Raw genomic sequence first — 12,185 nt, 5'->3', positions numbered from 1 at the left:
GAGAACCCGCTAAGCCCGGCTCAAACGATATGGTTAACGCCGCAGAATACCTCGGGATTGATCCCACCGGCGGACATCCCGAGCGCGCGCTCGCACTTGGCTACGCGCCGGCGGTCACTGCGCCTGGAGTGGCGGCCGTTTTCGCGCTGGATCAGACGCTTGCACGCCTGACGCTTGGCACGCGGGACCCGATGGTTGCGCAACTGCGGCTGACGTGGTGGCGCGAGGCGCTGTGTGCGTTGGAGAACCCGCCAGTGCCGTCGCAACCGATCCTGCAGACGCTGGCGGCGGCGAGGGCGGACGGCGAGCGCCTGGCCGTCGTGGAAGATGGATGGGAGCGGTTGCTGGGCCCGCTCGACCAGGACGAGCTTATGGCGTTCGCGGCGGAGCGGAGCGTTATCTTCGCCGAGGCGGCGCGGCTGGCCGGTGCGGCCGATGACGTTGAAGCCGCCGGCTCCGGCTGGTCGCTTGCTGACCTGGCGCAGACCACCGCCGACCGCGACCTCGCCGATCGTGCCGCGCTGTTGGCGATGCCGTTGCTGAGGCAGGCTGCGACACAAAGATGGAGCCCGGCGGGCCGCTTCCTGGGCGCGCTGGTGCATGTCGCGGCGGCCGACCTCAATCGGCGACGGGAGCCAGGATCGCCATCGCGCGTGGTACGCCTTGCCTGGCATCGCCTGACCGGACGATAGGCTTGCAGGCGTCGCTTCTTCCGCTAGCATCATGGTTAACGGGGGGCGGAAAATGTGGCGATATCTTGCAGGGGGCGTCGCGGCGCTGCTGATGGTGGCGGCAGGCTGGATGCTGTTTTCGAGCCGCGCGGGGACCGAGCCGGTCCTGCCGGCGATGCCGCAAAATGCGCCAGCGCCCCCACCTGCCGTTGAAGCCGGCGGGGAAGCCGGCGGGGCCGATGTCCCGGAAGCCACTCCCCGAACGCGGGAGGAGAAGCGCTTCGGCCGCTATGACAAGGATCGTGACGGCGGCATCACCAACGCCGAATATCTGGCGTTACGTCGCAAGGCTTTCGCGAAACTCGATACGAACGGTGACGGGCGCCTGTCGTTCGAGGAATGGAGCACCAGGACTGCGGCAAAATTCACCGCGGCCGACAAGGATCGATCAGGCGTGCTCGACCCAGCCGAATTTGCCACGACGGCGGTGAAGCGGAAGGGCAAGCCGCGGTGTTCCTGCCCTCCCGCCCGAAATGTTGATGAGGACGATTAAGCCGCGAGCCAGGTCGAAAGAGCCGCGCGCGCGCGGTCGGTGTACATGCGCTTGCGATCGGCCTTCTTGGTCCGCCCTTCGATTGGTGGAAAGAGGCCGAAGTTGACGTTCATGGGCTGATACGTCTCTGCCACCGCGGCGCCGGTGATGTGGCCGAGAAGCGCGCCAAGCGCGGTTTCAGGCGGGGGTTGCAGCATCTTCTTGCCGGCAAGCTCGGCCGCAGCAAAGCGGCCGGCGAGCAGCCCGATCGCCGCGCTTTCGACATATCCTTCGCAGCCGGTGATCTGACCGGCGAAGCGGATGTTGGGACGCGATTTCAGGCGCAGTTCCGAATCGAGGAGTTCGGGCGAGCGCAGGAAGGTGTTGCGGTGAAGCCCGCCGAGCCGGGCGAACTCCGCATTTTCGAGGCCGGGAATGGTGCGAAACAGACGCACCTGTTCGGCGTGCTTCAGCTTCGTCTGGAAGCCGACGATGTTCCACAGCGTGCCCGCAGCGTTGTCCTGCCGGAGCTGGACGCAGGCATAGGGCCAGCGGCCCGTGCGCGGATCGTCGAGACCGACGCCCTTCATCGGGCCGAAGCGCAGCGTCTGGGGGCCGCGCTCCGCCATGACCTCGATCGGCATGCAGCCTTCGAAATAGGGGACGTTCTCCCACTCGCGATATTCGGTCTTCTCGCCGGCGATCAGGGCGGCGACGAAGGCGTCATATTGCTCGCGGTCGAGCGGGCAGTTGATGTAGTCGGTGCCATCGCCCTTGTTCCAGCGCGACTGGAACCAGGCAACATCCATGTTGATGCTGTCGCGGTGCACGATCGGGGCGATCGCATCGAAGAAGGCGAGGGCGTCCTTGCCTGTCTCGCTCGCGATCGACTCCGAAAGGCTTGCTGCCGTGAGCGGGCCGGTGGCGATGATTGCCGGGCCGTCGGGCAAGGTGTCGACGCGTGCGCGCACGATCTCGATCCGTGGATGTGACGCCAGCCGTTCGGTGACGCCCGCCGAGAATCCGTCACGATCAACCGCCAGTGCGGATCCGGCTGGCACGCGATGCCGATCGCCCTCAGCCAGGATCACCGAGCCGAGCGTGCGCATCTCCTCATGGATCAGCCCCACGGCGTTGCTGGTCGCATCGTCCGACCGGAAGCTGTTCGAGCACACCAGTTCGGCGAGGTGATCGGTATGATGGGCGGGCGTGTTGTCGCCGCTGCCGCGCATTTCGGACAGCCGAACGGAAAAACCCGCCTCTGCGAGCTGCCAGGCAGCCTCGGATCCGGCGAGGCCGCCGCCGATGACGTGAATATCGTATGTCATGCGGCGCCGATTAGGCGCTCGGGCGCCCAAATGGAATGCGGCGCGGTGCCTGTGTCTTAACTCTCCACCGCGCGGTCGTCGAACATGCCGAAGGCGAGCGTTGATGCGTAGAGGGCGATCGCGCGCTCACTGGGCATCGACCAGGCCCATTTGCGCATGTCGAAGGCGGCGTTGAGGAAGGCCATGACGAGCTGGCTGGCGACAAGCGGATCCACCGCGCGGATCGTCCCTTCGGCGATACCGTCCGAGATCGTGCCGGCGAAGCGCCGCGCGATGCGGTTCGATCGTTCGACCATCGCCTGCCGCACACTGCCGGGCAGACCGCTGAGCGCGGTGGTGCGAAGCAGCGGGCCGAGCTCCGAGAATTGCACGCCCAGCAGGGTCGCGAACATCGCCGACAGCCGGTCCCAGTGGGTGCCGCCCTGTTCGTCGGCCAGACGTTGGGTCGCGGAGATCGTATCGAAGCTGCGCTTGTAGCAGGCGATCACCAGATCGTCCTTCGCGTCGAGGTGGTGGTAGAAGCTGCCCTTCGTGACGTTGAGCTCGCCGGCGATCCGCTGGACCGAGGCGCCGCGATAGCCCAGTTCGTTGATCAGCCGCGTGGCGGCGAGGAGAAAGGCCTCGCGTCCCTCTGCCGGGTCGTGCGGCAAGGTGACCGGGCGGGGCGCCCAGCGCGCGCCGGCGCCCGCGAGGCCGTGACGGAACACGTCCATCACCCGTGCCTCGACCCGATCGAGCTGATCCATATCATAGCGCGGCAGCCAGACCGGCAACCAGAAGGTGTTCTCCATCAGAACGTGCGCGCGCGCACCGTTCAGGTCGGTCTGCGCGCGGGTTTCCGCCGGTCCCCACAGGTTGCGTGCGCGGCGAAACACCTCGCGCCATCCGCTGAGTAACCGGCTGCGCACGGGATCTTCCATGGCGCGAAGGTCGGATAGGCCGGCGATCTGGCGTTCCTCGCCGCGCTGCACCCGCGACAGGCGTGCCATGTTCAGCGCAAGATAGCGTTCGACCCGCGCCTCCGGCGTCGGGGCCTCCATCGCGGCGTCCAGCATCACCAGCAGGTAATCGAGCGTGTGCTCGAACGCCGCGGCCGCCAGGTCTTCTTTGCGTTTGAAATAGTAGGTGACGCTGGTGGTGTTGAGGCCGACACGCCGGGCCACGTCCGCAAAGGTCATGCCCTTTGCGCTTTGTTCATTGATTGCGTCGGCTGCGGCGGCAAGGATGGCTTCGCGCTTCGCCCGAAAGCGCCGCGTGCCGATCTCCTCCCCGTCGCCGCTCGGTTCCACCTGAGCTTGCATCGGTTGATCGTAGCAGCGATTTTTCGAAGAAATAGTCCCTTTTATCACCTTCGTGTTTCCACAGACCGCATGGCGGCGCGGACTAAATCAGGCGCTTTACCGAAGATGCGGTACGCTCTACAGCCGCATCAAACAGCGAAGCGGAGGGATGCGATGGACTTCACCTTGACCGAGCGCGAGACCTATTTCCGGGACCGCGTGAAGGCCTTCATCGACGCCGAGATCGCGCCGCGGCAGGCCGAATACCACGAGCAGGCGCACACTGGCGATCGCTGGAAGGTGATCCCGGTCATCGAAGAGGTGAAAGCGAAGGCCAAGGCGGCCGGGCTGTGGAACTTCTTCATGCCGCCGCACTCGGGCCAGACGCATGTCGACGAGACGTTCGAGTTCGAAGGGACGCAGCTCACCAACCTCGAGTATGCGCTGTGCGCCGAGGAAATGGGCAAGATCGGCTGGGCCAGCGAGTGCTTCAACTGCTCCGCGCCGGACACGGGCAACATGGAAGTGCTGCATCGCTATGGCACGCTGGAACAGAAGGAGAAGTGGCTTCGCCCGCTGATGAACGGCGAGATCCGCTCCGTCTTCCTGATGACCGAGCCGGCGGTCGCCTCGTCCGACGCCACCAACATCGAGACTCGGATCGAGCGTGACGGCGATCATTATGTGATCAACGGCGTGAAATGGTGGTCGTCAGGCGTGGGCGATCCGCGCTGCAAGATCGGCATCCTGATGGGCAAGACGAGCTTCGAGGGCTCGCGCCACCAGCAGCAGAGCCAGATCCTGGTGCCGATGGATACGCCGGGCATCAAGATCGAGCGCATGCTGTCGGTCTATGGCTATGATCATGCGCCGCACGGCCATGGCGAAGTGAGCTTCACCAACGTGCGCGTGCCGGTCGAGAACGTCATCCTCGGCGAGGGCCGCGGGTTCGAGATTGCGCAGGGCCGGCTCGGGCCGGGCCGCATCCATCACTGCATGCGCACGATCGGCGTCGCGGAGGTGGCGCTGGAGAAGATGGCGAAGCGCCTCCTCAGCCGCGTCGCCTTCGGCAAGCGGATTTCCGATCACTCGGTATGGGAGCAGCGCGTGGCGCAGGCCCGGATCGAGATCGAGATGACCCGTCTGCTGTGCCTCAAGGCAGCGCAGACGATGGACGCGGCGGGCAACAAGGCGGCCAGCCAGGAAATCGCGATGATCAAGGTGTTCGCGCCGAACATGGCGCTGCGCATCCTCGACGATGCGGTGCAGGCGCATGGCGGCGGCGGTGTGGCGGAGGATTATGGTCTCGCGCATGCGTGGGCTTCGCAGCGCACGCTTCGCCTCGCCGACGGCCCGGACGAGGTTCACGCCCGCGCCATCGCCCGCAACGAATTCGGCAAGTACGGCGACTGGAAGGCGGAGATCGCGAATGATCGCGGCGCGCCGCGCGGTGCCGAGATTTCGAGTGGTGATATCGGCGTATCGCGCTGAGCCTTTTCGTCACAGGACCGGACCCGGAGCCCGCTGCCAGCCATCGCGGTTGCGGGCTTGGCGGCCGGGTGACGATCATTCGTGAGAATAATGGAGAGAGACCGTGAAAGCCGCCGTCATCTTTGAAACCAAGGCGCCGCTCCAGATCGAGGACGTCGTCGTATCCAAGCCCGGCCCGCACGAGGTGCTGATCCGCACCGTCGCGTGCGGCGTCTGCCGTTCCGATCTTCATTTCGTCGACGGTGCCTATCCGCATCCGCTGCCGGCGATCCCGGGGCACGAGGCCGCCGGCATCGTCGAGGCGGTGGGTGATGAAGTGCGCACGGTGAAGGTTGGCGATGCGGTCGTCACCTGCCTCAGCGCCTTCTGCGGCCATTGCGAGTTCTGCATCACGGGCCGCATGTTCCTGTGCGTCAGCGCCGAGACGCGCCGTGGGCCAACGGCGGAGCCGCGGCTTCGCCTGGCGAACGGCGGCAACGTCAACCAGATGCTGAACCTGTCGGCCTATGCCGAACAGATGCTGGTGCACGAGCATGCCTGCGTCGCGATCGACCCGGAAATGCCGCTCGACCGTGCCGCGCTGATCGGCTGCGCCGTGACGACGGGCGCCGGCGCCGTGTTCAACACCACGGACGTGACGCCGGGCGAGACGGTCTGCGTCGTCGGCTGCGGCGGCATTGGCCTTGCCGCGGTGAATGCCGCGAAGATCGCCGGCGCGGGCAAGATCATCGCGCTCGATCCGGTGCCGGAGAAGCGCGCTGTCGCCGAGAAGCTGGGCGCGACCCACACGTTCGACCCGTTGGCCGACGGCGTCGTCGGCGAAGTGGTGGAACTGACCAAAGGCGGCGTTCACCACGCGATCGAGGCGGTCGGCCGGCGAGAATCAGCGCAGACGACCGTAGACGTCCTTCGCCGCGGCGGCACCGCGACGATCCTAGGCATGATGCCGCTCGACTCGAAGGTCGGCCTTTCCGCGATGGAACTGCTGTCGGGCAAGAAGCTGCAGGGCGGCATCATGGGATCGAACCGCTTCCCGGTGGACATCCCGCGCCTCGTCGATTTCTACATGCGCGGCATGCTCGACCTCGACACGATCATCGCAGAGCGCCTGCCGCTCAACCGGATCAACGACGCGTTTGATGAGCTTCGCAAGGGCGATGCGACGCGCAGCGTGATCGTGTTCGATCAATGAGCACGGCGGTGGCGGAAGATACCGGCCTTCAGGCGGAGATCAGCGAGCGCGATCGGTTGGACACCGATCGCCTCACCACCTGGATGGAAGCACATGTTCCGGACTTCGCGGGTCCGCTGACCTATGCGAAGTTCGCCGGCGGGCAATCGAACCCGACGTACAAGCTGATGACGCCGGGGCGCAATTACGTGCTTCGCCGCAAGCCAATGGGCGAGCTGTTGCCGTCTGCGCACCAGGTGGATCGCGAATATCGCGTAATGGCCGCGCTCCACCCGACCGGCTTCCCAGTGCCGCGGCAGTACGGCCTGTGCGAGGACGACAACGTCATCGGTTCCGCCTTCTACGTCATGGAGATGGTGGACGGCCGAACGATCTGGGACGGCTCCTTCCCGGGCATGGATGCCGATACGCGGCGTGCGCATTACAACGCGATGATCGATACCCTGGCGGCGCTCCACAACGTCGACCTGAAGGCGACGGGGCTCGAGGATTTCGGGCGGCCGGGCAATTACTTTGAGCGGCAGGTGAGCCGCTGGACCAAGCAATATCGCGGCGCCGAGACCGAGCATATGCCGGCGATGGAGCGGCTGATCGAGTGGCTGCCACGTACTATCCCGGAGCAGACGCGCACCACGATCGTCCATGGGGATTACCGCTGTGACAATATGAAGTTCGCGCCGGGCCTCGAACCGCGCGTCGCGGCGGTGCTCGACTGGGAGCTCTGCACGACGGGCGATCCGCTTGCTGACCTCAGCTATTTCCTGATCAGCTGGGTGACGGAGCCGGAGGGCCGTTCGGGCGTGATGGGGCTGACCGGGCCGGAGACCGGGATTCCGACCGTCGAGGAAGTCGTCGCGCGCTATTGCGAAAAGACCGGGCGCGATGGCATTCCCGATCTCAACTGGCTGCTGGCGTTCAACCTGTTCCGCCTCGCCTCGATCGTCCAGGGCATCCGCAAGCGCTTCCTGATCGGCACGGCGTCCAGCGCCAATGCCGAGGCGACCAGCGCGCGTGTGCCGATGCTGGCCGATGCGGCCTGGTCCTTCGCCGTCAAGGCAGGCGCGTAACCCGCGCCTTCTACAAGAAGAGAAGTAGCTATGAGTTTGTTCGATCTGACCGGCAAGGTCGTCGTGATTACCGGGTCGTCGCGCGGCATCGGCAAGGCCAGCGCGATCGCCTGCGCTGAGCAGGGCGCGAAGGTCGTGATCTCCAGCCGCAAGCAGGATGCGTCGCAAGCCGTCGCGGACGAGATCAACGCCCGCTTCGGTGAAGGCACAGCGATCGCAGTGGCCGCCAACATCTCGGACAAGGCGGCGCTGCAGACCCTCGTCGATGAGAGTCGCCGCGCATTTGGCCGCATCGATTGCCTGGTCTGCAACGCAGCCTCCAACCCATATTACGGGCCGCAGGAAGGGATTGCGGACGAGCAGTTCCGCAAGATCCTCGACAACAACATCCTCTCCAACCACTGGCTGATCACGATGGTGGCGCCTGAGATGAAGGAGCGGGGAGAAGGTTCGATCGTGATCGTTTCGTCGATCGGGGGCCTGCGCGGGTCGACCGTCATTGGCGCATACTGCATCTCCAAGGCAGCGGACATGCAGCTCGCCCGCAACCTTGCCCATGAATATGGCAAGCACGGTATCCGGGTGAATTGCATCGCGCCGGGATTGATCAAGACCGACTTCGCCAAGGCGCTGTGGGAAGACGAAGCCGCCGTCGCCGAACGGAACCGGACCACGCCGCTGCGCCGCATCGGGGAGCCCGAGGAGATTGCTGGTGCGGTTGTGTACCTCGCGTCCAAGGCGAGCGGCTTCATGACCGGGCAGACGATGGTCATCGACGGCGGCGTGACGATCTGAGGATCACGCGAGCAGCGTAGCGCAGGGTTTGAGCGGAGGTTGAAGTGAGGTTCACGGGCAAGTCGATCATTGTCACGGGCGCAGGTTCCGGCATCGGCCGCGCGGCGGCGACGCTGTTTGCGGCAGAGGGCGGCCGGGTCGTCGTTGCGGACAAGGTGGGGGCTGAGGCGACGGCTGCCGCAATCCGGGAAGCCGGTGGTACGGCCCAGGCGATCGAGATGGATGCCGGTAACGAAGAGGATGTGCTGCGCACCATCGCACTCGCCTGCGACAGCTTCGGCGGGCTCGATATCATGTTCGCCAATGCCGGCATCTCGGGCGGGATGGCGAACATCTTCAATACCGACGTCAGCCTGTTTAGCGAGGTGCTGCGCGTCAACCTGATCGGACCGTTCCTGGCGATCAAGCATGGCGCCCCCCGCATTGCCGAGCGGGGAGGCGGCGCGATCATCCTGACGGCAAGCGTGGCCGGTATTCGCTCGGGCGCGGGGTCGCCGGCATATTCCGCGTCCAAGGCGGGCGTCATCAACCTCGCACAGGTTTCGGCACAGCAGCTGTCGGGATCCAACGTTCGCGTCAACGCGATCTGCCCCGGCCTGACCGAGACCGGCATGACGCAATCGGTGTTCGATTATGCGCGTGAGGCAGGCAAGATCGATCGCGTGGGCCGCCTCAATCCGCTGCGACGCGGCGCGCAGCCGGAGGAACTGGCCAAGGTGGCGCTGTTCCTTGCCTCGGATGATGCAAGCTATGTCAACGGGCAGGCGGTGGCGGTGGATGGCGGGCTGTCGTCCAGCCATCCGGTGACCAAGCAGGAATATGGGCGCACCAGCGCCTGAGCGAGCAGGTTCCAGCGCCTCCGGAAGCGGTTGAACCACGTCTCCGGAGACGCTGCGGACCAGCAAACTGCTGATCGATCAGGCCGGTACGGTCTTACACCAGCGGTCGACCACCTTGCCGAGTACGCCGAGCGGCATCCCGCCGGCCTGAACCACCGCATCATTGAAGCCACGTACGTCGAAGCGCGGGCCGAGCTTCTGCCTGGCGGCGTCGCGCAGGCGGTTGATCTCATTGTGGCCGGTCTTGTAGCCCAGCGCCTGACCCGGCCACACGCAATAACGGTTGATCTCTGACCGTGCCCGGCTCTCGGTATAGCCGGTCGCCGCCATCAGCCAGCGTACCGCCTGATCGACTGACCAGCGTTTATGATGCAGGCCGGTGTCGACCACCAGGCGCGCGGCGCGGAAGTTCATCGACTGCAGATAGCCGATCCTACCGAGGGGATCGTCGTCATAATAGCCAAGCTCCGCTCCGATCTGCTCGGCATACAGGCCCCAGCCTTCGGAATAGGCGTTGAAGGCGAGCAGCGTTCGGATCAGCGGCAGGTCAAAGGTATATTCGCCCTGCCAGATGTGCCCCGGGATGCCTTCGTGGAATGTGAGCGTAGCAAGTTCGAAGCGCGGCCAGTTCGCGGTATCGCGCAGGTTGATGTAGTAGATGCCGGGCGTCGAGCCATCCAGCGCGCCGGGGCCGGCGTAGCCGTTGGGCGCGCCATTCTCGATCGCTGGCGGCACCCGCTTGATGACCAGATTGCCGCGGACGAGCTTGCCGAAGGCCTGCGGCAGACCCGGGCGGAGGCGGTCGACCACAGTGTTGAGATAGGCGAGAAGCTCGGCACGGCCCGCGTCGTTGTTCGCGAACAGGAGGTCCGGGCGCTTGCCGAGCGCGGCGAGCCGCTCCCCGGGCGTGCCCTGGGTTAGCCCCTGTGCGCGGAGCAACGGGTCCAGCTCGGCAGCGTAGGCGCGGCACTGCTCGAGGCCGGATGCATGGATCTCGTCCGGCGTGCGCTTCGTCGTAGTGGCGGCCTCGGCGAGCCATGCGTAGCGATTCTCCGCGTCGGGCATCCGCCACATGCCGCCATCCTCCGGTGCGCGCGAGCGGAACGAGGCCAGCGTGTCGGCCTGCTGTACGAGGGCGGGCGCGATCCGGCGGTCGACGATGGCGGTGGCGCGGGTGGTCCAGTCGCCGGTCAGGCCCGCCTTGGCGACCTTGTCGGCGAAGGTGCGGATCATCCCCTGTTCGGCCGCAGGCTGCGCGGCGCCGGCGCGCAATTGCGCGGCCGTAATGTCGTTGAAGGGGGCCGGCAGCAGAACGTTCTGGCCCGCATCGGCCTGTATCCGGCGCGTTTCGGCCTCGAGCTGACCGGCATAGGCCTCCAGCCGCGCAAGGTATGCCTCGGCATCCGCGCGACTTGCGACCTGATGCTTGTTCTCGAGCAAATCCGGCGTGTCGACGAACGCGCCATTGCCCTGAGTCACCACATAGGGAGTCGAACGATAGTTGTTGTTCGACAGAAAGGCCATGTCGCCGACTGGCATCCGCTGCCAGCCGTCGAGCGCGATCTCATGCGCCGCGATCACGGTTTCGACATGGGTTGCGACGGCCGGCGTCAGGGCGGTGCGATCGATCCGCTGCAGGCGGGCGAGCCGCTGCGCGGCGTCGCTGCGACGGGCGGCTTCCGCATCGGCGCTGCGATCAGTGAGCCTGGCCTTCAGCGCCAGCCGCTTGCCCTGGTCGAGCCCGAGATACGCCGCGCCGTCGGGATAGGCGGTGAGAAGTGCGTCGGCCTGCTGATCGAGCAGCGCGAGGGCAGCCGCGTCAGCGTCCGCCACTGGGGCCTGCGCCAGCGCCGGCGGGGCGAGGGCGGTGCTCGCGGCAAGCGCGGCGGTGCCGAAGAGAAAATCGCGGCGATCGATGGTCATGGATGGATCCTGGAGGACAGGAGGGTGTGCCCCTCAACCAGCATGCGGGCGGGAGCAGAAGCAGGAAGCGGCCATCAGCCGCTATTCGGCGCGGGGCGTGCGCTGGCGGATCAGCCCTTCCTGCGCCACCGTTGCGACGAGGCGGCCATCCTGGGTGAAGACCTGCCCGCGGTTCATGCCGCGCGCGTGGCCAGCCCAGGGGCTGTCGGTGGCGTAGAGCAGCCATTCGTCGGCGCGAAAATCCTCGTGCAGCCAGATCGAGTGATCGAGACTGGCGCTCTGGAACCCGGGGGTCGTCCAGTTGACGCCGTGCGGCAGCATGCAGGTGCCGAGCAGCGCCATATCCGACGCATAGGACAGCACCGCTCGGTGCATCGCGGGATCATCCCCGATTGGCGCGATGACCCGGAACCAGCTGTGCTGGATCGGTTCGCTGGGGATGGGATTGAACCATTTGCGCGGAAACACCGGCCGCATCTCGATCGGGCGCGGGCGGGTGACCATGCGCCGCTGCTTTTCGGGGAGGTGCACGGCGTCGCGGGCGCGAAGCTCCGCCTCGGTCGGCAACGATTCCGGCGGCGGCACGTCGGGCATCGCATCCTGATGATGGAAGCCTTCCTCCGGCACCTGCAGCGAGCAGGCAAGGTTGAGGATCGGAGCGCCGCGCTGCATCGCGATGACGCGGCGGGTGGCGAAGCTGCGCCCTTCGAAGTCGCGCACGACGCGGTAGACGATGGGGAAATTTTCGTCGCCCGGCCGCATGAAATAGGCGTGGAGCGAATGGGCGATCTTGGGCGCATCGGTCGAGCGCTGCGCGGCCTGGAGCGCCTGCGCGATTACCTGACCACCGAAGACGCGGCCCACGCCGCCCTTGGACCGGCGGCCACGGTAGAGATCGGTATCGATCTCCTCGACGTCGAGCAGGTCGACGAGATCGGCGGCGAGCGATTCAGGCGTAGGAGTGGGCCGGGTATCGGTAGGGGGAGGCGTGCTGTCGGAGGTGTCGCTCATCTATTCCAATCCCTGGGCCTGAAACGACAGGGCCAAGGACGGTCGCGCCACGTGGA

The 12,185-nt window shown here is 66.1% G+C and carries 11 protein-coding genes; 7 read left to right on the top strand and 4 right to left on the bottom strand.

Annotated elements, in window-relative coordinates:
* The first annotated feature begins 29 nt into the window (after positions 1-29).
* Both L8F96_RS00635 and L8F96_RS00630 read left to right on the top strand, forming a co-directional pair.
* Positions 30-692 (top strand): hypothetical protein, encoded by a 663-nt coding sequence (locus L8F96_RS00635; protein ID WP_334654537.1) that lies wholly within the window; start codon positions 30-32, stop codon positions 690-692.
* A 91-nt stretch (positions 693-783) separates the two neighbouring features.
* The gene (locus tag L8F96_RS00630) at positions 784-1,224 is read left to right on the top strand and encodes an EF-hand domain-containing protein (RefSeq protein WP_334654536.1); all 441 of its coding nucleotides are present in this window, start codon (positions 784-786) and stop codon (positions 1,222-1,224) included.
* Here L8F96_RS00630 and trmFO read toward each other — a convergent pair.
* A complete protein-coding gene (gene trmFO / locus L8F96_RS00625; protein WP_046410310.1) occupies positions 1,221-2,531 on the bottom strand; it encodes a methylenetetrahydrofolate--tRNA-(uracil(54)-C(5))-methyltransferase (FADH(2)-oxidizing) TrmFO in 1,311 nt (436 codons plus the stop codon). The two genes, L8F96_RS00630 and trmFO, sit on opposite strands and share 4 nt — an antisense overlap.
* Positions 2,532-2,587: 56 nt before the next feature.
* Positions 2,588-3,832, bottom strand: coding sequence for a TetR/AcrR family transcriptional regulator (locus tag L8F96_RS00620; protein ID WP_334654535.1), 1,245 nt, complete (start codon positions 3,830-3,832; stop codon positions 2,588-2,590).
* Between the two features lie 153 nt (positions 3,833-3,985).
* On the opposite strand from L8F96_RS00620, the gene L8F96_RS00615 reads away from it, so the two are divergent.
* From L8F96_RS00615 to L8F96_RS00595, 5 genes are all read left to right on the top strand, one after another.
* A complete protein-coding gene (locus L8F96_RS00615; RefSeq protein WP_294441799.1) occupies positions 3,986-5,302 on the top strand; it encodes an acyl-CoA dehydrogenase family protein in 1,317 nt (438 codons plus the stop codon).
* A gap of 103 nt (positions 5,303-5,405) precedes the next feature.
* Positions 5,406-6,494: a Zn-dependent alcohol dehydrogenase gene (locus L8F96_RS00610; RefSeq protein ID WP_125944539.1), complete on the top strand. Its 1,089-nt coding sequence runs from the start codon at positions 5,406-5,408 to the stop codon at positions 6,492-6,494.
* A complete protein-coding gene (locus L8F96_RS00605) occupies positions 6,491-7,561 on the top strand; it encodes a phosphotransferase family protein (protein WP_334654532.1) in 1,071 nt (356 codons plus the stop codon). The genes L8F96_RS00610 and L8F96_RS00605 overlap by 4 nt, the downstream gene beginning before the upstream one ends.
* 30 nt (positions 7,562-7,591) lie before the next feature.
* On the top strand, positions 7,592-8,356 hold the full coding sequence (locus L8F96_RS00600; RefSeq protein ID WP_125944541.1) for an SDR family NAD(P)-dependent oxidoreductase: 765 nt from the start codon (positions 7,592-7,594) through the stop codon (positions 8,354-8,356).
* A gap of 44 nt (positions 8,357-8,400) precedes the next feature.
* Positions 8,401-9,195, top strand: coding sequence for an SDR family NAD(P)-dependent oxidoreductase (locus L8F96_RS00595; protein ID WP_334654529.1), 795 nt, complete (start codon positions 8,401-8,403; stop codon positions 9,193-9,195).
* A 78-nt stretch (positions 9,196-9,273) separates the two neighbouring features.
* Here L8F96_RS00595 and L8F96_RS00590 read toward each other — a convergent pair whose 3' ends face one another.
* The gene (locus L8F96_RS00590) at positions 9,274-11,118 is read right to left on the bottom strand and encodes a DUF885 domain-containing protein (RefSeq protein ID WP_334654527.1); all 1,845 of its coding nucleotides are present in this window, start codon (positions 11,116-11,118) and stop codon (positions 9,274-9,276) included.
* An 81-nt stretch (positions 11,119-11,199) separates the two neighbouring features.
* Positions 11,200-12,129 (bottom strand): acyl-CoA thioesterase, encoded by a 930-nt coding sequence (locus tag L8F96_RS00585; protein ID WP_334654525.1) that lies wholly within the window; start codon positions 12,127-12,129, stop codon positions 11,200-11,202.
* Positions 12,130-12,185: the final 56 nt, after the last annotated feature.

The sequence above is a fragment of the Sphingomonas panaciterrae genome (genome assembly GCF_036890205.1).
GTDB lineage: Bacteria > Pseudomonadota > Alphaproteobacteria > Sphingomonadales > Sphingomonadaceae > Sphingomonas > Sphingomonas panaciterrae.
Note: the sequence above shows the minus strand (reverse complement) of the source record. Positions and strands in the feature narration are given on the sequence as shown.

What these genes read in the sequence shown, in the direction of transcription:
- trmFO (WP_046410310.1), bottom strand. Translation starts at nt 2,531, where the DNA reads ATGACATACGATATTCACGTCATCGGCGGCGGCCTCGCCGGATCCGAG.
- L8F96_RS00615 (WP_294441799.1), top strand. Translation starts at nt 3,986, where the DNA reads ATGGACTTCACCTTGACCGAGCGCGAGACCTATTTCCGGGACCGCGTG.
- L8F96_RS00585 (WP_334654525.1), bottom strand. Translation starts at nt 12,129, where the DNA reads ATGAGCGACACCTCCGACAGCACGCCTCCCCCTACCGATACCCGGCCC.
- L8F96_RS00635 (WP_334654537.1), top strand. Translation starts at nt 30, where the DNA reads ATGGTTAACGCCGCAGAATACCTCGGGATTGATCCCACCGGCGGACAT.
- L8F96_RS00620 (WP_334654535.1), bottom strand. Translation starts at nt 3,832, where the DNA reads ATGCAAGCTCAGGTGGAACCGAGCGGCGACGGGGAGGAGATCGGCACG.
- L8F96_RS00605 (WP_334654532.1), top strand. Translation starts at nt 6,491, where the DNA reads ATGAGCACGGCGGTGGCGGAAGATACCGGCCTTCAGGCGGAGATCAGC.
- L8F96_RS00590 (WP_334654527.1), bottom strand. Translation starts at nt 11,118, where the DNA reads ATGACCATCGATCGCCGCGATTTTCTCTTCGGCACCGCCGCGCTTGCC.
- L8F96_RS00630 (WP_334654536.1), top strand. Translation starts at nt 784, where the DNA reads ATGGTGGCGGCAGGCTGGATGCTGTTTTCGAGCCGCGCGGGGACCGAG.
- L8F96_RS00600 (WP_125944541.1), top strand. Translation starts at nt 7,592, where the DNA reads ATGAGTTTGTTCGATCTGACCGGCAAGGTCGTCGTGATTACCGGGTCG.